The organism is Demequina soli, from assembly GCF_000971195.1.
Lineage (GTDB): Bacteria > Actinomycetota > Actinomycetes > Actinomycetales > Demequinaceae > Demequina > Demequina soli.
Genome location: NZ_BBLZ01000002.1, coordinates 636,966 through 659,067, shown reverse-complemented (window position 1 = coordinate 659,067; position 22,102 = coordinate 636,966). Strand labels below are relative to the sequence as shown.

General features: G+C 71.9%; 25 protein-coding genes. 7 read left to right on the top strand and 18 right to left on the bottom strand.

Annotated elements, in window-relative coordinates; translation table 11 throughout:
- The first annotated feature begins 45 nt into the window (after positions 1 to 45).
- Positions 46 to 486: a very short patch repair endonuclease gene (locus AOM04_RS06445; RefSeq protein ID WP_228373638.1), complete on the top strand. Its 441-nt coding sequence runs from the start codon at positions 46 to 48 to the stop codon at positions 484 to 486.
- A 343-nt stretch (positions 487 to 829) separates the two neighbouring features.
- Here the strand turns inward: AOM04_RS06445 and AOM04_RS06440 are convergent, their stop codons facing one another.
- Positions 830 to 1,189 carry a hypothetical protein gene (locus AOM04_RS06440; protein ID WP_062463897.1) on the bottom strand — a complete coding sequence of 120 codons (360 nt, stop codon included), beginning with the start codon at positions 1,187 to 1,189 and terminating at the stop codon, positions 830 to 832.
- Positions 1,190 to 1,248: 59 nt separating this feature from the next.
- Between AOM04_RS06440 and AOM04_RS06435 the strand changes: the two genes are divergently transcribed.
- Both AOM04_RS06435 and AOM04_RS06430 read left to right on the top strand, forming a co-directional pair.
- Positions 1,249 to 1,815: a dihydrofolate reductase family protein gene (locus tag AOM04_RS06435; protein ID WP_062463895.1), complete on the top strand. Its 567-nt coding sequence runs from the start codon at positions 1,249 to 1,251 to the stop codon at positions 1,813 to 1,815.
- Complete coding sequence (locus AOM04_RS06430; protein WP_062463893.1) at positions 1,802 to 2,470, top strand: hypothetical protein; 669 nt, start codon at positions 1,802 to 1,804, stop codon at positions 2,468 to 2,470. The genes AOM04_RS06435 and AOM04_RS06430 overlap by 14 nt, the downstream gene beginning before the upstream one ends.
- Positions 2,471 to 2,540: 70 nt before the next feature.
- On the opposite strand, the gene AOM04_RS06425 is transcribed toward AOM04_RS06430, so the two are convergent.
- Entirely contained in the window at positions 2,541 to 2,927 is a 387-nt protein-coding gene (locus AOM04_RS06425; RefSeq protein ID WP_062463892.1) for a hypothetical protein, read from the bottom strand.
- Between the two features lie 263 nt (positions 2,928 to 3,190).
- Between AOM04_RS06425 and AOM04_RS06420 the strand changes: the two genes are divergently transcribed.
- Positions 3,191 to 3,802 carry a DUF305 domain-containing protein gene (locus tag AOM04_RS06420; RefSeq protein WP_062463890.1) on the top strand — a complete coding sequence of 204 codons (612 nt, stop codon included), beginning with the start codon at positions 3,191 to 3,193 and terminating at the stop codon, positions 3,800 to 3,802.
- 18 nt (positions 3,803 to 3,820) lie between these two features.
- On the opposite strand, the gene AOM04_RS06415 is transcribed toward AOM04_RS06420, so the two are convergent.
- Complete coding sequence (locus AOM04_RS06415; protein WP_062463997.1) at positions 3,821 to 4,933, bottom strand: sensor histidine kinase; 1,113 nt, start codon at positions 4,931 to 4,933, stop codon at positions 3,821 to 3,823.
- Complete coding sequence (locus AOM04_RS06410) at positions 4,933 to 5,649, bottom strand: response regulator (protein ID WP_062463888.1); 717 nt, start codon at positions 5,647 to 5,649, stop codon at positions 4,933 to 4,935. The genes AOM04_RS06415 and AOM04_RS06410 overlap by 1 nt, the downstream gene beginning before the upstream one ends.
- A gap of 145 nt (positions 5,650 to 5,794) precedes the next feature.
- On the opposite strand from AOM04_RS06410, the gene AOM04_RS06405 reads away from it, so the two are divergent.
- Genes AOM04_RS06405 through AOM04_RS06395 form a run of 3 tightly spaced genes read left to right on the top strand, consistent with a single transcriptional unit; the run spans position 5,795 to position 7,591 of the window.
- Positions 5,795 to 6,079: a glutaredoxin family protein gene (locus AOM04_RS06405; RefSeq protein ID WP_062463886.1), complete on the top strand. Its 285-nt coding sequence runs from the start codon at positions 5,795 to 5,797 to the stop codon at positions 6,077 to 6,079.
- A gap of 1 nt (position 6,080) precedes the next feature.
- A complete protein-coding gene (locus tag AOM04_RS06400) occupies positions 6,081 to 7,025 on the top strand; it encodes a cytochrome c biogenesis CcdA family protein (RefSeq protein ID WP_082104429.1) in 945 nt (314 codons plus the stop codon).
- Positions 7,022 to 7,591 carry a peroxiredoxin family protein gene (locus AOM04_RS06395; RefSeq protein WP_062463884.1) on the top strand — a complete coding sequence of 190 codons (570 nt, stop codon included), beginning with the start codon at positions 7,022 to 7,024 and terminating at the stop codon, positions 7,589 to 7,591. Before AOM04_RS06400 ends, AOM04_RS06395 begins: the two co-directional genes overlap by 4 nt.
- 12 nt (positions 7,592 to 7,603) lie before the next feature.
- Here AOM04_RS06395 and AOM04_RS06390 read toward each other — a convergent pair whose 3' ends face one another.
- The 14 genes from AOM04_RS06390 to AOM04_RS06325 all read right to left on the bottom strand — a co-directional run bounded on the left by AOM04_RS06390 (position 7,604) and on the right by AOM04_RS06325 (position 22,060).
- Positions 7,604 to 8,452: an ABC transporter permease gene (locus AOM04_RS06390; RefSeq protein ID WP_062463882.1), complete on the bottom strand. Its 849-nt coding sequence runs from the start codon at positions 8,450 to 8,452 to the stop codon at positions 7,604 to 7,606.
- Positions 8,449 to 9,417, bottom strand: a complete 969-nt coding sequence (locus AOM04_RS06385) for an ATP-binding cassette domain-containing protein (RefSeq protein ID WP_062463880.1) — start codon at positions 9,415 to 9,417, stop codon at positions 8,449 to 8,451. The genes AOM04_RS06390 and AOM04_RS06385 overlap by 4 nt, the downstream gene beginning before the upstream one ends.
- Before the next feature lie 66 nt (positions 9,418 to 9,483).
- Positions 9,484 to 10,455, bottom strand: a complete 972-nt coding sequence (locus tag AOM04_RS06380) for an alpha/beta fold hydrolase (protein WP_062463878.1) — start codon at positions 10,453 to 10,455, stop codon at positions 9,484 to 9,486.
- A 283-nt stretch (positions 10,456 to 10,738) separates the two neighbouring features.
- Positions 10,739 to 11,506: an amino acid ABC transporter ATP-binding protein gene (locus AOM04_RS06375; protein ID WP_082104428.1), complete on the bottom strand. Its 768-nt coding sequence runs from the start codon at positions 11,504 to 11,506 to the stop codon at positions 10,739 to 10,741.
- Positions 11,493 to 12,161, bottom strand: a complete 669-nt coding sequence (locus AOM04_RS06370) for an amino acid ABC transporter permease (RefSeq protein WP_062463876.1) — start codon at positions 12,159 to 12,161, stop codon at positions 11,493 to 11,495. The genes AOM04_RS06375 and AOM04_RS06370 overlap by 14 nt, the downstream gene beginning before the upstream one ends.
- Positions 12,161 to 13,003, bottom strand: a complete 843-nt coding sequence (locus AOM04_RS06365) for a transporter substrate-binding domain-containing protein (protein ID WP_062463874.1) — start codon at positions 13,001 to 13,003, stop codon at positions 12,161 to 12,163. Before AOM04_RS06365 ends, AOM04_RS06370 begins: the two co-directional genes overlap by 1 nt.
- A gap of 305 nt (positions 13,004 to 13,308) precedes the next feature.
- On the bottom strand, positions 13,309 to 13,752 hold the full coding sequence (locus tag AOM04_RS06360; protein WP_062463872.1) for a YbhB/YbcL family Raf kinase inhibitor-like protein: 444 nt from the start codon (positions 13,750 to 13,752) through the stop codon (positions 13,309 to 13,311).
- Between the two features lie 95 nt (positions 13,753 to 13,847).
- Positions 13,848 to 14,957, bottom strand: a complete 1,110-nt coding sequence (locus tag AOM04_RS06355) for a branched-chain amino acid aminotransferase (RefSeq protein ID WP_062463870.1) — start codon at positions 14,955 to 14,957, stop codon at positions 13,848 to 13,850.
- A gap of 154 nt (positions 14,958 to 15,111) precedes the next feature.
- A complete protein-coding gene (locus AOM04_RS06350; RefSeq protein ID WP_062463868.1) occupies positions 15,112 to 16,161 on the bottom strand; it encodes a 3-isopropylmalate dehydrogenase in 1,050 nt (349 codons plus the stop codon).
- Positions 16,162 to 16,310: 149 nt separating this feature from the next.
- A complete protein-coding gene (gene ilvC, locus AOM04_RS06345; protein WP_062463866.1) occupies positions 16,311 to 17,342 on the bottom strand; it encodes a ketol-acid reductoisomerase in 1,032 nt (343 codons plus the stop codon).
- Positions 17,343 to 17,430: 88 nt separating this feature from the next.
- Positions 17,431 to 17,952, bottom strand: coding sequence for an acetolactate synthase small subunit (gene ilvN / locus AOM04_RS06340; RefSeq protein WP_062463864.1), 522 nt, complete (start codon positions 17,950 to 17,952; stop codon positions 17,431 to 17,433).
- 3 nt (positions 17,953 to 17,955) lie between these two features.
- Entirely contained in the window at positions 17,956 to 19,827 is a 1,872-nt protein-coding gene (locus AOM04_RS06335) for an acetolactate synthase large subunit (RefSeq protein WP_062463862.1), read from the bottom strand.
- Positions 19,828 to 20,125: 298 nt separating this feature from the next.
- A complete protein-coding gene (locus AOM04_RS06330) occupies positions 20,126 to 21,586 on the bottom strand; it encodes a hypothetical protein (protein WP_062463861.1) in 1,461 nt (486 codons plus the stop codon).
- 165 nt (positions 21,587 to 21,751) lie between these two features.
- The gene (locus tag AOM04_RS06325; protein ID WP_082104427.1) at positions 21,752 to 22,060 is read right to left on the bottom strand and encodes a zinc-ribbon domain-containing protein; all 309 of its coding nucleotides are present in this window, start codon (positions 22,058 to 22,060) and stop codon (positions 21,752 to 21,754) included.
- Positions 22,061 to 22,102: the final 42 nt, after the last annotated feature.

Here is a 22,102-nt window from a genome sequence, read left to right as displayed (position 1 = left end):
ACGCGGGCGCGGGGGACTACGCGCATCTCGATTGGACGAATGCAAATGCCCAGCCAGAGGCTTTCCTGGGCCTCCTCCCCCGGCGTCGCGCGCTCGATGCATGGCAACAAGATGCGCGACACCAAGCCCGAGCTCGCGGTCCGGCACCTGGTCCACGCGTCGGGCCTGCGCTACCGCGTCGCCGCGACCCCGATCAAGGGCGTCCGCCGCACGGCAGACCTGCTCTTTCGACCATCCAGGGTGGCTGTCTTCATCGACGGCTGCTTCTGGCATTCGTGCCCCTTTCACGCAACGAGCCCGCGAGTGAACGGCGACTACTGGCTCCCCAAGTTGCAGCGCAACCGCGAGCGCGACGCCGAGACCACGGCCACGCTCACGGAGGCCGGCTGGCTCGTGATGCGCTTCTGGGAGCACGAGGACCCGGCGCAGGTGGCAGCGACGATCGTCGCGACGGTCCGGGCGCGGCGCCCGCATGCCGCCGAATGACCATCTCGTTGCCACGCCTCGCGGCTGCGAGGCGTGGCAACGAGATGGCGTTCTTACCCGAGCCGGATGCAGTGCTCACACCTGCGGTAGCCACCGGTGCCGCTGGCACGGTTCCGCTGAGGGATCTGGCTGCCAGACACGCACGTGCTGTGATCATGGTAGACGTCGGGGTCGGACGGATTGGTCGAGTGGTAGGCGTATACCTTCATCGGAACTCCTTGCGCTAGCGGTGAACGGCGATCTGCCGACACACCAGGCACGTTACGACTGAGGTCCGACAGTCAAGCTCTGGCGTCGAGCCCCCGGCGCCGACGGCCCTGCACAACAACAGCGCCCGAGATGTCTAACCCCCGACCACGTTGGGGAGCACGTTGCCCTTCGCGTCGACCACCAGCCTGTCCCCGAGCGGCTTCTCGAGCGTGACGTCGACCATGTCGGCGCACATCGGCCCGGTCTCGTAGACCGTCGCCACGAGCGACAGGTACACCCGGTTCAGCTCTCCGTCCTCCGTGACCGTCACCTCGGGGTCGCCGTTGCACGACGGCGACATCACGCGCAGCGTTGTCGGGTCGAGCACCTCGACCTGCATGATCTGCTGCGTCCCGCGCCTGTGATCGGGCTTCAGCGCGACGTAGGCCAGCACGCCCGCGCCCACCGCGAGGACCAGGATGATCCCCCAGGTAGCGGCCAGCTTCGTGCCCATGCTCGCGATCGTACGCACCAAGCCTGCGCGACGCCAGGGAACCGCCCTACTGTGGCGGTATGGGCCGTCTCATCATCGAGCAGATCGTGTCCGTCGACGGGTTCGCCGCCGGTCGCGACGGCGAGCTCGACTTCATGCGCATCCCGCCCGGCGCCCACGTGCCGGACCCCGGGCAGACCACGATGCTCGAGGGAGTCGACGCGATCCTGCTGGGCCGCACCACGTACCGGTTGTTCGAGGCCTACTGGCCGGGCATGACCGTCGACGAGGACCCGATCGCGGACTTCATCAACCGGACCCCCAAGCACGTGGTGAGCAACACCCTCAGCCGTGCGCCGTGGGGCGACTACGCCTCGGCCACGGTGGAGACGGGTGAGCCGCGCGACTCGGTGCGGAGGCTGAAGCAGCGCTATCGCGGCGACATCATCGTGTGGGGCAGCCTGCAGCTCGCCGGGGCGCTGCTCCAGGCGGAGCTGGTCGACCGGGTGCGGCTGCGCATCGTCCCCGTGCTCATCGGGGAGGGCCGCACCGCGACGCCCGGCCTGCGCCACCCGCGCACGCTGCGCCTGACCGAGGTCGAGACCTTCCCCGGCGGGAGGCTCACGCTCGACTATGACGTCCTCTGAGGCGGCGTCGGCGTCCGCGGCCACGACTCGTGGCGTCGCGCTCCTCGCGCTGGCGATCGCGGTGGCCGGGATCGCGCAGATGGCGTTCGTCGGCGGCTACTACGCCGACAGGACCTCGCCCCTGGGGCACTGGTCCGACGCGTCCGCCCTGCTGCTCGGCGTCCTCACCGCGGCCCTCGTCGTGACCGTGGCGGTCACCGGCGGCCGACCGGTGCCACGCGTCGGCCTGACGCTCACCGCGCTGGCGGTGGCCGGGTGCGCCGTGGCCGTCAAGGGCTCGCTGCTCATCCTCACCGCGACCACCGACTGGTTCGCCGCCGGCGTGGTCGGCGGGGTCGGGTGGTCGCTGGCGGCACCGTGGATGTGGCGCGCATCGGCGGTGGACGATGCGCGGCGGCCCTTCGCCCCCGCGTCCCCCGCGCACGGGGTCGTCGGCCGGGTCACCGCGCTGGTCGTGGCGCTCGGGATCCTGGGCCTGCCGTTCGCGCTCAGCGGCGCGGACCCCTACGTCGCGGGCGTCGGCCTCGACGGCGCGGCCCCGTGGCCCGCCTCGGTCGCGTTGCTCGCGGGCGGGCTGGGCGCGCTCGCGCTGTGGCCGGCGTGGTGCGCGTGGTGGGGCGTCGCACTCCTCAGGCGCGCGCGCCGCGACGCCTGACGGCACGCGACCCCGGTGCGAGGAGGCACCGGGGTCGCGTGGTGGCCCATCCGGGCCGGAGATCAGAGGGTCAGTCGCAGTAGTCGCACAGGCCCGTCGACGGCAGGTTGGTGAAGCACGTCGCGCAGGTCGGGATGATCTCCTCGACGGGCTTGGCGACGGCGGCGAAGCCCTTGGCGGCGGCCTGATGCGCCGGCAGCTCGACCCAGTAGTTCTCGCCCTCCTCGGGGTGCACGGCGACGTAGCCGTGCGCGATGAACGCGACGGGGCGCGCGGCGCCTGCGGGCTCGAGCGCGATGAAGGCACGCGACTCGGGGATGTAGACGTGCTCGTAGCTCAGCCCGCGGACGGCGTCGAGGATCATCTCGACGTTCTCGGCCGGGGGACGGAAGTCGGCGAGTGCCGACTCGAGGGTGCGGAAGTACGTACGGGGTTCGATGTCCTGCGCGATTGTCACCGGAAAATCATTCCCTATCCGCAAAGCATCTGAGGCCACTTTGGTCCCGCCGGCGCGCATAACGCGCCTTCACCAGGGACGATGCGCCGCGCGAGGTCGCGCTCCGCGCCGCCATCGAGGCGCCCGCGCACCTTGATCGAATCTTGAGGTGATCCCGACGCGGCCCTGACGCGCGCTTGCGAGCCTGGAGCTCCCAGACGTCGTGCCGCCGCGAGGTCCCACCCCCGACCCGCGGCGGCACGCGACCACGAAGGAGTGTCCCCATGCCCCGCCGCCGCATCCGCACCGGCATCACCGTCAGCGCCACCCTCATGTCGCTCGCCCTCGCGGCGTGCTCGACCGACGCCGGCAGCACGTCGGCTCCGTCCGCCGACACGACCACGTCCACCATCCCCGCGCACAACGACGCGGACACCGACTTCGCCCAGATGATGATCGTGCACCACGAGGGCGCGATCGAGATGGCGCAGGTGGTGGTCGAGACGAGCGAGAGCGCGCAGATCGTGGAGCTCGGCGAGAGGATCCTCGCCGCCCAGCAGCCCGAGATCACCACGATGGAGCGCTGGCTCGCCCAATGGGACGAGGACAACCCTACCGAGGCCGACCACTCGATGATGGATCACGGCGGGATGACCATGGACGGCATGGACCAGGCGTCGGCGATGGCCTCGCTCGAGGACGTGCCGGCCGACGAGTTCGATGCGAGGTTCCTCGACCTGATGATCGCGCACCACGAGGGCGCGATCGAGATGGCCGAATCCGAGCTCGAGAACGGCGAGAACCCCGAGGCTCGCGCTCTCGCGACGGCGATCATCGACGCGCAGCAGGAGGAGATCGCGGAGATGAAGGCGCTCGCGGCAGACTCGGCGCTATGACCGTCGCGGTCCCGACCGTCACGGCGCGTCGGGACCGCCGCACGGCAGCTCGACCGTGAACGTCGCACCCCGACCGGGGCCGTCGCTCTCCGCCGCGACGCTCCCGCCGTGCGCCTGCGCGATGGCTCTCACGATGGCGAGGCCGATCCCGGATCCGCCGTGCGCGCGATCACGCGCGGCATCGACGCGGTAGAAGCGCTCGAACAGGTGCGGCAGGTCCCGTTCATGGATGCCGTCACCCGTGTCGGCGACGGCCAGGACGATGCGCCCGGGGCCCGCTCCGGCGGCCGTCACCGTGACGCCGCCTCCCGCGGGCGTGTGGGCGAGCGCGTTGTCGAGCAGGTTCCCGAGCACCTGGGCGAGCCGCGCGGGATCCGCGCGCACGGTCGGCAGCCCGTCCTCGACGTGTGCACGGAGGGAGACGCCACCGTCGTCGGCGCGCGGCCGGACCGCGAGCACGGCGAGGCGGACGGCCGCTCCCGGATCGACGTCACGCAGGTCGAGCGACAGCCCTCCGCCCTCCGCCCGGGTCACCGCGGCGAGATCCTCCGCGAGGCGCGCGAGACGCTCCCCCTGGGCGCGCAGGAGGCCGATGGTCTGCGGGTTCCACTCGGCCACGCCGTCCTCGATCGCCTCGAGATACGCGGTGAGGGTCGCGACCGGGGTGCGGAGCTCGTGGGCCACGTCCGACAGGAGGCGCGCCCGCAACGCCTCGCCGGCCTCGAGCCGGTCCGCCATGCCGTTGAACGCGTGCGCCATGGCGGCGAACTCGCCGCCGAGCCGCGGTTCCGGCACGCGCACGTCCATGCGCCCCGCCTCCAGCTCGCTCGCCGCGCCCGCGAGCGCGGACAGCGAGCCCCCGATGCGCCGCGTGAACGCGACGGCGACCGCGAGCGCGGCGAGCGTCCCGAGCGCGAGGCCGATCCCCAGCGCCAGCGCACCCGCCTCCCGGAACGCGATCTCCGCGTGGCCCGCCGCATCGTCCCCCGCGCTCGCGCCGGCCTGCACCAGGTGGTCGTGGAACACGATCGGCCCGATGAGGGCGGCGACCAGCCCCGCCGTGAGCGCGGCGGTCGCGAGCACGGCGACCAGCCCGAGCAGCAGCCGCGCCTGGAGCCCCGGACGCCTCATCACTCGCCGGAGCCGATGCGGTAGCCGACGCCGCGCACGGTGCGCACGAACCGCTGGAGGTCGGGCGTGTCGCCCAGCTTCTGGCGCACGTGCTGGACGTGCACGTCGACCAGGTGCGTGTCCCCCACCCACGCGCCTCCCCACACCACCTCGAGGAGCATGTCGCGCGAGAGCACGCGGCCCGGCCGCTCCGCGAGGGCGGCGAGGATGTCGAACTCGGTGCGGGTGAGCGGCACGGGTCGCCCCTGGAGCGACACCTCGCGGGCGGCCACGTCGATCTCGAGCGCACCGACGCGGATGGCGGGCGAGCCGTCAGCGTGAGCACCGGCACGGGTACGCGGCCGGCGCAGCATGGCGCGGACGCGCGCGACCAGCTCCCGCGGGCTGAAGGGCTTGGTGACGTAGTCGTCCGCTCCGGCGGACAGCCCGACCAGGGTGTCGACCTCCTCGGCGCGCGCCGTCACCATCACCACGTAGCAGTCGGAGAAGGTGCGCACCTGACGGCACACCTCGAGCCCGTCGAGACCGGGCAGCCCGATGTCGAGCACCATCACGTCGGGATCGAGCTCGCGGGCACGCCGCACCGCCGTCTCGCCATCCGCCGCCTGGGCGACCTCGAACCCGTCGCGCACGAGGTAGTCCGCGACCAGCGCGGCGAGCGCGGGCTCGTCCTCCACGACGAGCGCGCGGAACACGGGCGAGGGTGCTGACTCCATGGCTCCATTGTGGTGAGCGTCGCCCCGGGAGCGCCCGGCATCGTGCCCACGCACGGAAACCTTCATCGAATCTTGACGCGACCGCGACGGTACGTGCGGGACGCGGACGTCAGCCTGGACGGGACCCGTATCGGAAGGACCTCCCGTGCCCCCTGCCCCCGCCCTCACCCTGGTGCGCACCGCGACCTGCCACCTCTGCGACGATGCGCAGGACGTGCTCGACACGCTCCGGCGCGACGGGCGGATCCAGGTGATCACGCTGGACGTGGAGTCGCCCGTGGGACGCGCTCTGCTCGCGGAGCACCGCCCGGCGCTGTATCCCCTGGTGCTGGTCGACAACGAGTTCTTCAGCGCGGGCCGCCTGCCGCGCAAGAAGCTGGCCCGGCTCCTCGAGCGCGTCGCGAGCGACGCGATGCCGCCCGTCCGCTGACATGGGATCCGAGCTCCTCGTCACCGGAAGCATCCTCGCCGCCTTCTTCGCCGGCGGGGTGGCGTTGTTCGCGCCGTGCTGCATCGTGTTCCTCGCGCCCAGCTACCTCGCCGCGGCCGTCAAGAGCCGCCGGTGGCGCCTGCTGCCCCTGACGTTCACCTTCGCCGCCGGGCTCAGCGTGGTCCTGCTCCCCCTCACGCTCGGCGCGAGCCTCCTCGCCGGCGCCATCGCGAGGTATCACCTGGTGCTGTACTGGGCGGGCGGGCTGCTGATGATCGCCCTGGGCGTGCTCGCCCTCACGGGCCGCATGTGGTCGCTGCCGTCCTTCATCAAGGCGCCCGACACCTCGCGAGGCGACTCCGCGACGTTCTTCTCGCTGGGCGTGTTCTCCGGCATCGCGTCGAGCTGCTGCGCACCCGTCCTCGTGGGCGTGATGACGCTGTCCGCGCTGTCAGGGTCCGCCGCGGGCGGGCTCCTGCTCGGCCTGGCGTACGTCTTCGGCATGGTCTTCCCGCTGTTCGTGATGGCGCTCGTGTGGGACCGGACCGGCCTCGGCACACGTCCCCGCCGGGCACCGCGCCCGGTGCGCTGGACTATCGCGGGTCGCATCCTCACCACCACCCGCATGAACGTCGCCCTCGCCGCGACGTTCGTGATCATGGGCATCGCGGTCATCGCGCTCGCCGGATCGCCCGACATGACCGGCGGCACCGAGGCCCAGGCCGCGATCGCCGACTGGCTCACCGCGACCTTCGGCGCCGTCGAGAGGGCCCTGGCACCCGTGCCCGAGTGGGTGCAGGCCCTCGGGCTCCTCGCCGTCGCCGGCGTGTTCGTGTGGGCGACCCTCACGCGCCGTCCGTCCCGCCGCGAGACCCGAGCCCGCATCGTCCCCGACGCCGACGCCGGCACCGAACCCACGACGCCCCCGACCAGGAGCACCCGATGACCACCACCACCGCCCCCGCCCGCACCAACGTCCGCCGCATCGCCGCGATCGCGCTCGCCGTCGCCGCCGTGGCCGTGATCGCGTCGGCGCTGCTGTCGGCACGCCCACGGACGGACGACACGGTCGCCTCCGCCCCCGCGTTCACGCTCCCGCTGAGCACCGGCGGCGAGGTGTCGCTCGACGACTACGCGGGATCGCCCGTCATCCTCTACTTCAACGAGGGCGCCGGCTGCGACTCCTGCCTGGTCCAGATGGCCGCGATCGAGGACGACCCGGCGTTCGCCGACGCGGGCATCGAGGTGCTCCCGATCGTCATGAACAGCGCCGACCAGATCAACGCCGAGCGGGAGCGCCTCGAGGTCGCCACCCCGTTCGCGCTCGACGACGGCACCGTCTCGGAGGCGTACGGCATGCTCGGCACGGGGATGCACGCGGGGCTGCCGGGACACGGCTTCGTCCTCATCGACGGCGACGGGGTGCAGCGGTGGTCGGGCAGCTACCCCTCGATGTGGCTCGACCCCGCGGAGCTGTTCGACATCGTCGAGGGCGAGCTCGCGGCCGCGTAGCGGCCGCACCGGTCAGCGGGGGTCGCGGTAGCGCCACATCGCGAGCGACCCGAACACCGCGACCAGGCCCGCGCACCAGCCGAAGGTGATCCACAGCTCGACACCGGGCGAGGTGCCGTCCATGAGCGCTCGCAGCGCCGTGACCAGGTGCGACACCGGGTTGACGCTCACCCATGCCTGCAGCCATCCCGGCATGGTGGACGGGTCGACGAAGATGTTGGACCCGAACAGCAGCGGCATCATCACGAACCCCGCGACGCCCATGATCGCGCTCGGCGTGCGCAGGATCATCGACAGGAACGTCCAGATCCATCCGAGCGAGAACGCGAACACGAGCAGCACGAGCACCCCGAGCGTCACGCCCGCGACGCCACCCGCGGGCCGCCAGCCGATCGCCACGCACACGAGCGACGTGAGCACGGCCGCCACGCTGAAGCGCACCGCGTCACCCAGGAGCATCCCCACGAGCGGGCTGGGCCGCCAGATCGGCAACGACCGGAAGCGGTCGAACACCCCGCGGTCGATGTCGGTGCGCAGGTTCGCGCCCGTGTACATCGTGATGAACAGCACCGACTGCACCAGCACGCCCGGCGCGATGTACGCGATGTACGCGCTCACCGAGCCCGCGATCGCGCCACCGAACAGGTACGTGAACAGCAGCGTCATCACCACCGGGAACACCGTGACGTCGATGAGCTGCTCCGGCACGTGCTTGATCCGCAGCAGCGCCCGCCATCCGAACGTCAGCGAGGTCGACACGGCGCTCGGCCGCTTCGGCCGTCGGGCCACCGTGGTGAGGGACGATGCGATCGCCGCCGGGTCGGGCGCGGTCGCCTCCGTGCGGCGCGCGGTGGTCGTCATGCCGCCTCCTCCGCGCCGTCGCCCTCCTCCGCGCGGTGGCCGGTGAGCGCGAGGAACACCTCGTCGAGCGTCGGCTGGCCGAGCGCGAACTGGGCGAGCTCGATGCGCGCCTCCTCGAGCGCCGTGATCGCGCGCGTGACGCCGGCGCGTCCGTCGAGCGCGGCGACGAGCGCCTGCGGGTCGTGCGTGGGCTCGACCTCCACCCCGAGCTCGCGGGCGAGGATGGCCCGCGCCGCGTCCCGGTCGGCGCGATGCATCACGCGGACGTGGAGCGTGCCCGACCCGACCGACGCCTTGAGCTCGCTCGACGTACCCTCCGCGATGATCCGGCCGCGGTCGATGACGGAGATGCGGTCGGCGAGCTGGTCCGCCTCGTCGAGGTACTGGGTGGTGAGCATCACCGTGGTGCCGTGCCGCACGAGCGCTCGGACGATGTCCCACACCTCGTTGCGGGCGCGAGGGTCCAGGCCCGTCGTCGGCTCGTCCAGGAACAGCAGCTCGGGGCTGACCACCAGCGACGCGGCGATGTCGATGCGCCGCCGCATGCCGCCGCTGTACTTCTTCACGGGCCTGTTCGCCGCATCGTCCAGGGCGAACGCCTCGAGAAGCTCGTCCGCGCGGCTCGCGGCCGCGGCCCCGCCGAACCCGTACAGCTTCGCGATGAGGCGCAGGTTCTCACGTCCGGTGAGATCCTCGTCGACGGACGCGAACTGGCCGGTGAGGCTGACGCGGCTGCGGACCTCGTCGGCGTGGCGCTCGATGTCGTGGCCAAGCACGCGCGCGCGGCCGCCGTCGGGACGGATGAGGGTCGCCAGCATGCGGATCGCGGTGGTCTTGCCGGCACCGTTGGGGCCCAGGAAGCCGTGGACGCCGCCGCGCGGGATACGCAGGTCGATCCCGTCGACGGCGCGCGTCGCCCCGTAGACCTTGACCAGACCGTCGGTCTCGATCGCCAGATCCGCCATGCGAGGCCTCCCCTGCGTCGCGGCGAAAGGCTCAGCGTACGTCCGGCACGCCAGGGCCGGAACCCCTCACCGGGAGGTCTGCTCCCACCAGTCGGCGAGGAGCCGGGCATGCTCGCCGGGAGCGTCGAGCCACGGCTGATGCCCCGAGCGCTCCCGCACCACCACGGTCGAGCCCCGGGCGTGGGCCGCCCACGCGCGCACCCGCTCGGGCGACGCGAACGGGTCCAGGTCGCCCACCACCCACAGGCTCGGCGCCTGGATCGCCTCGAGGGTCTCCTTGCCCGCGACCCAGCCGGGGCGCAACCCTCGCCACGTCGCGACCCGCGCCATGAGCGCGAGCTCGTTCTTGAGGGTGTCGGTCGCGCGGTTGAGAGCGGTGCGCCACGCGATCTCGGGCTCGGTCAGGCGGCCCTGCGCGATGAGGTCCGCGTGGCCCATGAGGCGGAAGGAGCGCCGCAGCTCGGCCTCGCTCATGGGGTGCCGGGTGACGATCTGCGCGACGGGCCGCATGGAGCCCAGGCGGAGGGGCCGCGGCAGGTGCATGCCCTGGATCGCGGGCACGCCCTCGACCACGACCGAGCGGACCAGGTCGGGCAGGCGCGCGGCGGCCACGAGCACGGCCATGCCGCCGGCGGAGTTGCCGAGCAGGTCGACCGGGCCGCCCGCGAGCTCGCGGATGACGGCGGCCAGGTAGGTCGCGACGGAGACGCGCAGGTCCTCGGGGGTCATGTCCGTATAGTCGAGCGGGTCGCTCAGCGCGCAGCCGGGGCGGTCGACGACGATCGCGCGCACGCCCTCGAGCCGCGCGACCAGCGGGATGAAGACGTTGCCCGCCGTCGGGGTGCCGTGCACGAAGACGACCGGCCTGCCCTCGCCATGGACAAGCGTGCGGACGCGGATCCCGAGCTCCGCCACGTCGACCCACCGCTCCTCGGGCGCCATCCCGTAGGCCGCCCAGGCGGCGCGTTCCGCCTCCCTGTACAGCGCATCGTCCCGGTGCGAATGCGAGCGGAACCGCGACAGCGGCGCGAGGGTCATGCTGCACCTCCAAATGCGTGGGGGCCGACCTTCAGGATGCGCCCGCCGCCTCGGAGTCGCCAGGCCAGGAGGGGGTCGCGTCGCTCTCCGTTTTCACGTGGTTGCGAATCGCGCACGGCGGATTCGAGCGCGCGGGTGGACGATGCACGCGATCCGTGCGCGTCTGGCCCCCATGCCAGGGGGCCACGTGGGCGGATCGCCGCGCATCGCGGTCCGGAGGCATTCGCAACTACGTGAAAACGGAAAGCGTGGCGGCAGGGGCCGCCCGCTCCCCCGCCGGCGCCTACAGCGGGTGGGAGAGGCGGCGGATGAACTGCCTGGTGCGCTCGTGCTCGGGGGAGCCCAGGACCTGCGCGGGCGGGCCGGACTCGAGCACGCGGCCGCCGTCGACGAACGCGACGCGGCTCGCCACCTCGCGCGCAAACTGGAGCTCGTGCGTGACGACCACCATGGTCCAGCCCTCGCGCGCGAGGTCACGCATGAGCAGCAGCACCTCGCCGACGAGCTCGGGGTCGAGCGCGGACGTGGGCTCGTCGAACAGCAGCAGCTCGGGCCGCAGGGCGAGCGCGCGCACGATCCCGACGCGCTGCTGCTGGCCGCCCGAGAGCTGGTGGGGGTAGGCGTCGGCCTTGTCGGCCAGCCCGACCCGCTCGAGCAGCGCGCGGGCCTCCGCGCGCACCTCGTCCTTGTCGCGCCGCTGGACGACCACGGGCCCCTCGGCGACGTTCTCGAGGACCGTCTTGTGCGGGAACAGCTGGAACTGCTGGAACACCATCGCGGAGCGGTCGCGCAGCGCGTGCAGCGCCTTGGGCGCGGGGCGTGTCGTGAAGTCGACCCGAGCATCGTCCACCGCGACGGTCCCGGCGTCGGCGACCTCGAGGCCGTTGAGGCAGCGCAGGAGCGTGGTCTTGCCGGAGCCGGACGCGCCGATGACGGCGAGCACCTCGCCGCGCGCGACGTCGAGGTCGGCGTCGGCGAGCACGCGGGTGTCGCCGAAGCTCTTGGACAGGCCGCGGACGGTCAGCAGCGGGGTGCGGTCAGCGGGCGACATAGCGATCCAATCGGGTCTCGAGGCGGCCCTGAACGGCGGACAGCGCCAGGCAGATCACCCAGTACACGGCGGCGGCCTCGATGTAGACGAGCATGAACTCCTGGCTGAACGCAGCGATCTGCTGGGCCTCGCGGAACAGCTCGGTCACGAGCACCACGGACGCCAGCGACGTGTCCTTGACCAGGGAGATGAAGGTGTTGGACAGGGGCGGCACCGACACGCGCGCGGCCTGTGGCAGGACGATGCGCCGCAACGCCGTGCGGCGGTCCATGCCGATCATGTACGCCGCCTCCCACTGGCCCTTGGGCACGGACAGGATCGCGGCGCGCACGATCTCCGCCGCGTAGCCGCCCACGTTGAGCGAGAACGCGATGATGGCGCTGGGCCACGGGTCGATCGTGAGGCCGACGGACGGCAGCCCGTAGAAGATCACGAACAGCTGCACCAGCAGCGGGGTGCCGCGGATGACCGACACGTACGCGCGTGCCAGGCCGGACAGGAGGCGGTTGTCCGACAGGCGGGCCAGCGCCACCGCGACCGCGATGACGAGGCCCGCCACGAACGACACCGCCGCCAGGGGGATGGTGCCCGTGATCGCGCCGCCGACGAGCGGCCCGATCGAGTCGAGCGCCAGCCCCCAGTCGACGGATCCCATCAGGAGGCGACGGAGACGTCGGCGCCGAAGTACTTCTGCGAGAGCTCCGCGAGGGTGCCGTCGGCGGCGAGCTCGGCGAGGGCGTCGCTCGCCGCCGCGGCGAGGGCGTCGGAGCCGCCGCGGAACGCGAGGGCGGACTCGGCCACGTCGGCGCCCTCGGCCGCGACCTTCACGGCGTCCGAGCCCGTCGAGTTCACGTAGTCGAGGAACGTCAGCTTGTCGTTGATGGTCGCGTCGACGCGGCCCTGCTCGACCAGCGCGATCGACTGCGCCCAGCCGTCGACGGCCTCGATGGTCGCGCCGGCGGCCTTCGCCTCCTCGCCGTAGTTGCTGGTGAGCGACTGCGCGGCGGTCTTGCCGGCGAGGTCCTCGTACGAGTGGATGTCGTCGTTGCCCGCCTTCACCACCACCACGCCCGTCGAGTAGGTGTACGGCGTCGAGAACGTGTACTTCTCCTGGCGCTCGGGGCTGATGCCCACCTGGTTGGCGATCACGTCGAAGCGGCCGGCCTCGAGGCCCGCGAAGATCGCGTCCCATGCGGTCTCCTCGAACTGGACGTCGACGCCCAGCTTGTCGGCGACCGCGGTGATCACGTCGACGTCGTAGCCGGTCAGGTCGCCCGAGCCCTCGTCGTGGAAGGTGAAGGGGCGGTAGGTGCCCTCGGTGCCGACCACGAGCACGCCGGCCTCCTGGACGTCCGTGAGCGAGGTGTCGACCGCGGACGCGGCCGTGCTGGCCGCCGACGAAGCCTCGGTGTCGCCGCCGTCCGCGGAGCACGCCGTGAGCGCCATCGCGGTCGCGGCGGCGGTCAGGGCGAGGGGGACGATGCGGGTGCGGATCATGAGGGTGCCTTTCGGGGTGAGCACGGCCCGGGGCTGGCGCGGGGCGCGTGGCGCCGGGCGTCGTGCGAGGGGACCGCCCGCGATGCGGGCGTGGGTGATGCTCGGCTGCTGCCGATGCGGCGTCGGGTGCCGCGGTCCGCTCGGGGGCCTCTCAGGCCTCTCGCGAGGGGACGGTTCTCAGGCGCGACAACACGAGCGGGTGGCGGCCTGAGGCGCGCGCATTCGCATCGTGTCGGCGGAGATCATGGGATTGATGACACCACAACTGTTCGGATATGCCAAATCACCTGGTGCGGGCGCCCGCGTCAGCGCGAGTAGGTCGCCGTGAACCTCGCCTGCTCGATGATGGCGCCCTCGTAGGCGTGCAGGAACGCGTCGCGGGTCGGGGTGCCCTGGACCGGACGGCTCAGCGCGTAGACCCAGAAGTAGTAGCGGTGGTCGCCGTGGCCGTAGGGCGGGAACGGGCCCACGTAGCCGTGGCCCCCGTCGTCGTTGGGGCCGGGCCGGCCCGCCTCCGCGTCGATCTCACCCTCGAGAGGGGGCAGACCGTACAGCGTCCAGTGGGTGAACCCGTGCGCCATCGGCGCGTCGGGGTCGTGGCACACGATCGCGAGCTCGACCGCGTCCGCCGGGACGCCGGACACGCTCAGGCGCGGGGCATCCGCGCCGAACTCGCCGGCGAAGCGGTCGTCGATCCGCTCCCCCGCGGCGATGTCGGGGCTGGTCAGGGCAAGGTCCTTCACGGGCACGGGCGTCTCCTTCGAAGCGGGCTCCGTGACCCATCCTGCAGGCGCGACGCGCCCGACGCGAGGGGTCGGCCGAAGCCGACCCCCGCATCGTCCCCTCAGAGGATGCGGTGCATCCAGCCGTAGGTGTCCTCGGCGCGGCCGTACTGGATGTCCGTGAGGCGCTCGCGCACCGCGAGCGTGACCGGGCCGGCGTCGCCGGAGCCGACCGTGACCTCGAAGTCCTCGGCGCCGATGCGGCCGACCGGCGTGACCACCGCGGCGGTGCCGCACGCGAAGATCTCGGCGACCTCACCCGACTCGATGCCCTCGCGCAGCTCGGCGAGGGTGATGTCGCGCTCGACCACCTTGAGGTTCTGGTCCTCCAGCAGCTGGATGATCGAGGAGCGGGTGACCCCCTCGAGGATGTTGCCGTTGATGATCGGGGTGAGGACCGTGCCGTCCTTCTGGACGATGAAGACGTTCATGCCGCCCAGCTCCTCGAGCACCGCGTTGGTGCGGGCATCGAGGAAGAGCACCTGGTCGTAGCCGCGCTCGGACGCGCCGATCTGCGGGCGCAGGGCCGCGGCGTAGTTGCCGCCGCACTTGGCCGCGCCGGTGCCGCCGGGGCCCGCGCGGTGGAAGTCGCGCTCGACCCAGATGCTCACGGGCTTGACGCCGCCCGTGAAGTACGGGCCGGACGGGGACGCGATGAGCAGGTACTCGACGCGCTTCGAGGGGCGCAGGCCGAGGAAGATGTCGGTGCCGATGAGGAACGGGCGCAAGTAGAGCGACGTCTCGGGGGCGGTGGGGATCCACGCCTCGTCGAGCGCGACGAGCGCGTGGAGCGAGTCCATGAAGTCCTCGGTCGACAGCTCGGGCAGCGCGAGGCGCCAGGCGGAGCGCTGGAGGCGCTCGGCGTTCCTCTCGGGACGGAAGGTGCGCACGGAGCCGTCGGCCCAGCGGTACGCCTTGAGGCCCTCGAAGACCTCTTGCGCGTAGTGCAGCACGGAGGCGGCGGGGTCGAGCAGGAGCGGGCCGTAGGGCTCGACGCGGCGGTCGGTCCAGCCCTCGTCGGCGGTCCACGTGACGCGCGCCATGTGGTCGGTGAAGCGGGTGCCGAACGCGAGGTCCTTGAGACGCTCGGCGCGCTCGGCGTCCGTGGCCGGGTTGGGATTGCGGACGACGCGGAAGGCCTCCGTGGTGGACGATGCGGCGGTGTCGGTCACTTCTCAGCCTTCCTGTGCGGGGTATCGATATGAGGGTAGTGCTCGGGCGGGTTGCCCCGGCGCGCGTGGCGGCCCGCCGGGCGATTGGTACCAATCGCCACGAGATCCTGCGAACTCGTAGCGATTGGTACCAATGCGCGCGTTGCGGCTCGGGTCAGCCGCGGATGCGGGCGGCGAGGGCGTCGCCGACCTCGGCCGTGGTGCGCGGGCCCCAGCCCTCGGCGGACTTGGCCGCGGCATCGTCCGCCACGGCCTTCTCGACGCAGGCGGCGAGCTCGGCGTGGCCGAGGAAGTCGAGCATCATCGCGACGGACAGCACGGTGGCGGACGGGTCCGCCTTCTGCTGGCCGGCGATGTCGGGGGCGGAGCCGTGGACGGGCTCGAACATCGACGGGCCGGTCCTGTCGGGGTTGACGTTGCCGGACGCGGCGAGGCCGATGCCGCCGGAGATGGCCGCGGCTTCGTCGGTGAGGATGTCGCCGAAGAGGTTGTCCGTGACGATCACGTCGAAGTCCGCCGGGGCGGTCACGAGCTTGATGGTGGCCGCGTCGACGTGCAGGTAGTCCCACGTGACGTCGGGGAACTCGGGCGCGACGGCCTCGACCGTGCGGCGCCACAGGTGGCCCGCGTGGACGAGCACGTTGTGCTTGTGCACGAGCGTGACGTGCTTGCGCTCGCGCTTGGAGGCCACGTCGAAGGCGTAGCGCACCACGCGCTCGACGCCGTGACGGGTGTTGACGCTGACCTCGGTCGCGATCTCGTGCGGGGTGTCGACGCGCAGCGCGCCGCCGTTGCCCACGTACGGGCCCTCGGTGCCCTCGCGGACCACGACGAAGTCGACGTCGCCGGGGTTGCTCAGGGGCGACACCTCGCCCGGGTACAGGCGCGACGGGCGGAGGTTGACGTACTGATCGAGCTCGAAGCGGAGCTTGAGGAGCAGGCCGCGCTCGAGGACGCCGGACGGGACCGTGGGGTCGCCGATCGCGCCGAGCAGGATGACGTCGTGGCCCTTGATCGCCTCGAGGTCCGCGTCGGTCAGGGTCTCCCCCGTCGCGTGCCAGCGCTTCGCGCCGAGGTCGAACTCGGTGGTCTCGAACGTGATGTCGGTGCCCTCCGTCGCGGCGGCGAGGCACTTGAGCCCCTCCGCCACGACCTCCGGGCCGATGCCGTCGCCGGCGACCACCGCGAGGCGGTACGAGGTCATGGGATCTCCTCTTCGAAAGTCGTGTCGACCACTTATCCTAGGGGCGTTGTCCACCATGCGACAACCGCGTCTCGAAATGCGAGACGACCCCGAGGGCAGCGAAGGGGAGGCCCCGGAGGACCTCCCCTTCGCGTGGGATCAGGCGTGGATCAGCGCGCGGCCGAGCCGTCCACGTAGTCCTTGTCCTGGGTCGCGGCCGACCAGGAGAACAGGGCGCGGAGCTCCTTGCCCGTCTTCTCGATCGGGTGGGTCTCCTCCTTGGCGCGGAGCTCCTTGAACTCGACCGCGCCGTTGTCCTGGTCCGCGATGAAGCGGGTCGCGAAGGCGCCGGACTGGATGTCCGCGAGGACGGCCTGCATGTTGGCCTTGACGTCCGCGGTGATGACGCGCGGGCCGGAGACGTAGTCGCCGTACTCGGCGGTGTCGGAGATCGACCAGCGCTGCTTGGCGATGCCGCCCTCCCACATGAGGTCCACGATGAGCTTGAGCTCGTGCAGCACCTCGAAGTAGGCGATCTCGGGCTGGTAGCCGGCCTCGGTGAGGACCTCGAAGCCCGCCTGGACCAGGTGCGACATGCCGCCGCAGAGGACGGCCTGCTCGCCGAACAGGTCGGTCTCGGTCTCCTCGGTGAAGGTGGTCTTGATGACGCCGGCACGGGTGCCGCCGATCGCCGCCGCGTAGGACAGCGCGAGCGCCCAGGCGGTGCCCGACTCGTCGCGCTCGACGCCGATGATGTCCGGGATGCCGCGGCCCGCGACGTACTCGCGGCGCACCGTGTGGCCCGGGGCCTTCGGCGCGATGAGGATGACGTCGACACCCTCGGGGGCGTCGATGTAGCCGAAGCGGATGTTGAAGCCGTGCGCGAACGCGAGGGCCTTGCCCGCGGCGAGGTTGGGGGCGATCTCGTCGGCGTAGATGCCGCGCTGGTGCTGGTCCGGCGCGAGGATCATGATGACGTCGGCCCACGCGGTGGCGTCGGCGACGTTCTGGACGGTGAAGCCGTCCTCCTCGGCCTTCGCGATCGACTTCGAGCCGTCGCGCAGCGCGACGTGGACCTCGACGCCCGAGTCGCGCAGGTTCTGCGCGTGGGCGTGGCCCTGCGAGCCGTAGCCGACGATCGCGACCTTCTTGCCCTGGATGATCGAGAGGTCGGCGTCCTTCTCGTAGAACAGCTCAGCCATGCTTGGGTTCCCTTCGGGTTCTTTACTGACGAGTAGAAAAGCTTCGGTGAGGGACGATGCGGGGCTCACCCGCGCATCGTCCGGAGGCTCACGCGCTGACGACGCGATCGAGCGCGCGCTCCGTGATGGAGCGGGCGCCGCGGCCGATGGCGACGGTGCCGGACTGGACGATCTCGCGGACGTCGTGCGGCGCGAGGGCCGACAGCAGCGCCTCGAGCTTCTCGGGCGTGCCGACGGCCTCGATGACCACCGAGTCGGTGGACACGTCGACCACGTGAGCGCGGAACAGGTCCACGATCTGGAGGACGTCGGTGCGCTGACGCGCGTCGGCGCGCACCTTGACCAGCAGGAGGTCGCGCTGGACCGAGCGGCCCGGCTCGAGCTCCACGATCTTGAGGACGTGGACCAGCTTGTTGAGCTGCTTGGTGACCTGCTCGAGCGGGAGCTCGTCGACGTCGACGACCACGGTGATGCGCGAGATCTCCGGGTGCTCGGTCTGGCCCACGGCGAGCGAGTGGATGTTGAACGCGCGGCGCGAGAAGAGGCCGGCGACGCGCGCGAGCACGCCGGGCTTGTTCTCGACGAGCACGGACAGGGTGTGCTTGGTCATGGGTCAGTCCTCCCGGTCCCACTGGGGGGCGATCCCCTGGGCGTACTGGATCGAGTCGTTCGAGGTGCCCGAGGCGACCATCGGCCACACCATCGCGTCGCGCGAGACGGTGAAGTCGACCACCACGGGCTGGTCGTCGATCTCGTTGGCGCGCTTGATGGTCGCGTCCACGTCGGCGTCCGACTCGCAGCGCAGGCCCACGCAGCCCATCGCGTCCGCGAGCTTGACGAAGTCGGGCACGCGGCGGGTGCCGTGGCCCGTGTGCAGGTCGGTGTTGGAGTAACGGCCCTCGTAGAACAGGGTCTGCCACTGGCGCACCATGCCCAGGCTCGAGTTGTTGATCAGCGCGACCTTGATGGGGATCTCGTTGATCGCGCAGGTGACGAGCTCCTGGTTGGTCATCTGGAAGCAGCCGTCGCCGTCGATGGCCCACACCTGCTTGTCGGGCACGCCCACCTGGGCGCCCATCGCGGCGGGCACGGAGAAGCCCATGGTGCCGAGGCCGCCCGAGTTGATCCACGTGTTGGGGTGCTCGTACTTGATGAACTGGCTGGCCCACATCTGGTGCTGGCCGACGCCCGCCGTGTAGATGGTGCGGTCGGGGTCGTTGAGCTCGCCCAGGCGCTGGATCACGTACTGGGGGCTCGACAGGCCGTCCTTGGTGGGCGTGTAGCCGAGCGCGTAGGTGGTGCGCCAGTCGTCGAGCTGCGCCCACCACGCCTCAAGGTCGGGCCTGCCGTGCTGCTCGTGCTCCGCGGCCAGGGCCGGGACGAGCGCCTCGAAGACGTCCTTGAGGTCGCCCACGATCGGGACGTCGACGGCGCGGTTCTTGCCGATCTCGGCCGGGTCGACGTCCGCGTGGACGATGACGGCGTGCGGCGCGAAGCTGTCGAGGTTGCCGGTCACGCGGTCGTCGAAGCGGGCGCCGAGGGCGACGATGAGGTCGGCCTTCTGGAGCGCCGCGACGGCGGGCACGGTGCCGTGCATGCCCGGCATGCCGAGGTGCTGCGGGTGGCTGTCGGGCAGCGCGCCGCGGGCCATCAGCGTGGTGACGACGGCCGCGCCGGACAGGTCGGCGAGCTTGCGCAGCCCGGCCGATGCGCCGGAGCGGATCACGCCGCCGCCGACGTAGAGCACGGGGCGGCGCGCGGTCGCGAGCAGGCGGGCCGCCTCCTGCACCGTCTTCTGGTGCGGGCGGGCGCCTGCGTTGAAGCCCGGCAGGTCGATGCGCGACGGCCACTCGAACGTGGTGGTCGCCTGCTGCGCCGACTTCGCGATGTCGACGAGCACCGGGCCGGGACGGCCGTGGCTCGCGATGTAGAAGGCCTGCGCGATGGCGGCGGGGATCTCGGCCGCGTCGGTCACGAGCACGTTGTGCTTGGTGATCGGGGCCGTGATGCCGACGATGTCCGCCTCCTGGAAGGCGTCAGTGCCGATCATCGCCGCGCCGACCTGGCCGGTGATGGCGACCATGGGGATCGAGTCCATGTTCGCGTCCGCGATCGCGGTGACGAGGTTGGTCGCACCCGGACCGGAGGTCGCGATGCAGACGCCCACCTTGCCCGTCGCGTGGGCGTAGCCCTGCGCGGCGTGGCCGGCGCCCTGCTCGTGGCGCACCAGGATGTGGCGCAGCTTCTGCGAGTCCATGAGCGGGTCGTAGGTCGGGAGGATCGCGCCGCCCGGGAGGCCGAAGATGTCCGTCGCGCCCGCCGCCTCGAGCGAGCGGATGATCGACTGCGCGCCCGTCATCTCGACGCCGTTGAGCGCCGGATCCGGGTTCGACTGCGGCGTGGGGCGCGCGAGCGACGTCGCCGAGGTCGCCTGGCGGGCGATGCGCGAGGCGGGGACGCCCGGCTTGGCCTGGACCTGTGCCATCTTCTCTCCTGGTCGTTGAGGGAGGCGTTCCTTGCGTCCGCCTCGCATGAGAAAACCCCTCGGCCGGGTGGCGTCGGGGTCAGCGCGCGGACGGGATCGGGCTACCGGTCGCGGTCCGCGCGCCTGATAACTCGTACAAGGATCGTCTGCATGGATGCGACTCTACGCCCGGGTTCCGGCGGGTGTCACCATCCGGGCGGTGAATCTCACATCGTGGTTCACCATCTTGAATAGTGAGATACACCGGGGGCGGCGCCCTACCTACGCCACCGTAGCGTCAGCGGGGCCCGGCGACGCGTCACCAGACGAGGGTCGGGCTGTCGAGCGTGTCCCCCGTGCTGGCCGCCGCGAAGGCCGACGAGACGCGGGTCGCGTAGTCGACCACGGTCAGCGAAGCGCTGGTCAGCCAGCCGTCGCCCTCGCGCACCAGCGACACCGTCACGCCGTCGATGGCGAGCCCGGCGAGGATCGGCACGTCGGCGAAGCAGAGTTGATCGGCTTCCGCGCCATCCGGCGTGAAGCAGCCGGCGGCGTACGAGCCGGAGACCGGCTCAGCGACGCCGTCGTCGAAGGCGAAGCCGAACGCGCGCAGCTCGGCCGTCGCGAGGTCGCCGTCGACCGACACCGCGACGTCGGTGAGATCGAGCGCGAGGCTGGACGGCTTCCACCCGCCGTCGGCGTCGATGGCCGGCTCGCCATAGAGGGAGACGATGCGGCGCTCAGGCAGCGGCAGCACCTCCGCGAGCCTCGCCGTGTCCCCGCTCGCCATGAACGCCTCGAGGGCGTCGGCCGTGCCGGCCACCGCATCGTCCGGCGTGGCGAACTCGAGTGCGTCCACGACCTCGGTGCCGCGCTCGGCCGTCTCGAGGCCGGTCGCGGCGAACGCCTCCACGACGGTGAGCATGGGGCTGACGAACCAGCCGCCCTCCTCGACGGTCATGAACGTGATCGGCGACGCGTCGCCCGCCACCTCGCCCGAGGCGCGCAGGTCCGCGACGACGTCGGCGATGTCGACCTTCCACGGGAAGGTCTCGTCCACCCACATCTCGATGCCGGCGCGCGCGTCCGCCGTCTGCCGCTCGACCATTGCCTCGTCGTAGCCGAGCTGCTCCGCGCTCGCCGAGACGTTGGCCTCGACCTGCACCATGACGGCGTCGACGAACCGTGCCTTGTCGACATCGGCCTCGATCACGCCCCGCTCGACGCGCACCGCGGCCACCCCGTCAGCGATGTTCTCGGTCACGTACTCGAGACCGGACACGGAGATCGAGACGGTGTCGACGATGCCCGACAGGTCGATCTCGGCGGAGGGGCTGGCCTCGGGCGCGGGCACGCTTGCCTCGAGCACCTCGCGCATGCGTGCCCCGACCTCGAGGAGCAGATCCCGCTCCGACGGCGCGATCGCGGCGCCCATGGCGAGCAGGTCGCCGTCGACCGCACCCCCGACGAGCCGCTCGACGGCACCCTGGGGGCTGGCCGCGCCGTGCAGGAGGTTCGTGTAGAGATAGGCGGCTCCGGCGCCGAGCGCCAGGACGACCGCGCCCGAGGCGATCCCCGCGATCGCGAGCCCGCGCCGCCGCGGTCGCCGTGCGCCGGGGGACGCGACGTCCGTGGTCGCGGGCGCGGGGCCCGCGGGGACGAGCGCGGGACTCGCGGGTGCGGGCGCGGCGGGCACCGGCGCCGCCGGCACGTCCAGCGCGGGCGCCGTGGACGGCTCCGTCGACTCCGGCTCGGGACCCTCGGGATAGAAAACGGTCATGCGTCCCCCTCAGAACGTCCTCGGGCGACGCTGGGCACGCCCGCGGTGACTGCGCGATGCTCGCACTCCCGAGCCCCGCTCGGAACGTAACATGAGCCATCTACCTGGGCCTACACTCCACGCCGGGCGTGTCGCGGGCAAGCGTGCCACCCTCGGCCCGAGTGCTCAGCGGCCGAGTGGTCCGCCCGTGGGACCGAGGGTGCCGCCCATCTGGCTCGAGCGGTTCTCCGCGATGTGGTCCCGCGGGACGTAGCCCTCACCGGCGTCGCAGCGCGGGCAGTTGCGCGGGTGACGGCCGGTGCGGGCGCGGATCCGGTCCTCCCACTCGTGACCGAGCTCGTCCTTCCACCACACCTCGCGCCACGAGCGGGCGTCCACGTCCGCGGGGGTGAGATGGCCGTTCTTCACGGCGTTCCACTCCCCCGACAAGTCCGGGTACCGCTCCGCCAGCGACCTGCCCGCCCGTACACCCATGACCCCGCCTTCCTCAGCGATGTGAGCCTCCCCCGAACCTAG

What these genes read in the sequence shown, in the direction of transcription:
- AOM04_RS06445 (WP_228373638.1), top strand. Translation starts at nt 46, where the DNA reads ATGCCCAGCCAGAGGCTTTCCTGGGCCTCCTCCCCCGGCGTCGCGCGC.
- AOM04_RS06440 (WP_062463897.1), bottom strand. Translation starts at nt 1,189, where the DNA reads ATGGGCACGAAGCTGGCCGCTACCTGGGGGATCATCCTGGTCCTCGCG.
- AOM04_RS06435 (WP_062463895.1), top strand. Translation starts at nt 1,249, where the DNA reads ATGGGCCGTCTCATCATCGAGCAGATCGTGTCCGTCGACGGGTTCGCC.
- AOM04_RS06430 (WP_062463893.1), top strand. Translation starts at nt 1,802, where the DNA reads ATGACGTCCTCTGAGGCGGCGTCGGCGTCCGCGGCCACGACTCGTGGC.
- AOM04_RS06420 (WP_062463890.1), top strand. Translation starts at nt 3,191, where the DNA reads ATGCCCCGCCGCCGCATCCGCACCGGCATCACCGTCAGCGCCACCCTC.
- AOM04_RS06415 (WP_062463997.1), bottom strand. Translation starts at nt 4,933, where the DNA reads ATGAGGCGTCCGGGGCTCCAGGCGCGGCTGCTGCTCGGGCTGGTCGCC.
- AOM04_RS06410 (WP_062463888.1), bottom strand. Translation starts at nt 5,649, where the DNA reads ATGGAGTCAGCACCCTCGCCCGTGTTCCGCGCGCTCGTCGTGGAGGAC.
- AOM04_RS06400 (WP_082104429.1), top strand. Translation starts at nt 6,081, where the DNA reads ATGGGATCCGAGCTCCTCGTCACCGGAAGCATCCTCGCCGCCTTCTTC.
- AOM04_RS06395 (WP_062463884.1), top strand. Translation starts at nt 7,022, where the DNA reads ATGACCACCACCACCGCCCCCGCCCGCACCAACGTCCGCCGCATCGCC.
- AOM04_RS06390 (WP_062463882.1), bottom strand. Translation starts at nt 8,452, where the DNA reads ATGACGACCACCGCGCGCCGCACGGAGGCGACCGCGCCCGACCCGGCG.
- AOM04_RS06385 (WP_062463880.1), bottom strand. Translation starts at nt 9,417, where the DNA reads ATGGCGGATCTGGCGATCGAGACCGACGGTCTGGTCAAGGTCTACGGG.
- AOM04_RS06380 (WP_062463878.1), bottom strand. Translation starts at nt 10,455, where the DNA reads ATGACCCTCGCGCCGCTGTCGCGGTTCCGCTCGCATTCGCACCGGGAC.
- AOM04_RS06375 (WP_082104428.1), bottom strand. Translation starts at nt 11,506, where the DNA reads ATGTCGCCCGCTGACCGCACCCCGCTGCTGACCGTCCGCGGCCTGTCC.
- AOM04_RS06370 (WP_062463876.1), bottom strand. Translation starts at nt 12,161, where the DNA reads ATGGGATCCGTCGACTGGGGGCTGGCGCTCGACTCGATCGGGCCGCTC.
- AOM04_RS06365 (WP_062463874.1), bottom strand. Translation starts at nt 13,003, where the DNA reads ATGATCCGCACCCGCATCGTCCCCCTCGCCCTGACCGCCGCCGCGACC.
- AOM04_RS06350 (WP_062463868.1), bottom strand. Translation starts at nt 16,161, where the DNA reads ATGACCTCGTACCGCCTCGCGGTGGTCGCCGGCGACGGCATCGGCCCG.
- ilvC (WP_062463866.1), bottom strand. Translation starts at nt 17,342, where the DNA reads ATGGCTGAGCTGTTCTACGAGAAGGACGCCGACCTCTCGATCATCCAG.
- ilvN (WP_062463864.1), bottom strand. Translation starts at nt 17,952, where the DNA reads ATGACCAAGCACACCCTGTCCGTGCTCGTCGAGAACAAGCCCGGCGTG.
- AOM04_RS06335 (WP_062463862.1), bottom strand. Translation starts at nt 19,827, where the DNA reads ATGGCACAGGTCCAGGCCAAGCCGGGCGTCCCCGCCTCGCGCATCGCC.
- AOM04_RS06330 (WP_062463861.1), bottom strand. Translation starts at nt 21,586, where the DNA reads ATGACCGTTTTCTATCCCGAGGGTCCCGAGCCGGAGTCGACGGAGCCG.
- AOM04_RS06325 (WP_082104427.1), bottom strand. Translation starts at nt 22,060, where the DNA reads ATGGGTGTACGGGCGGGCAGGTCGCTGGCGGAGCGGTACCCGGACTTG.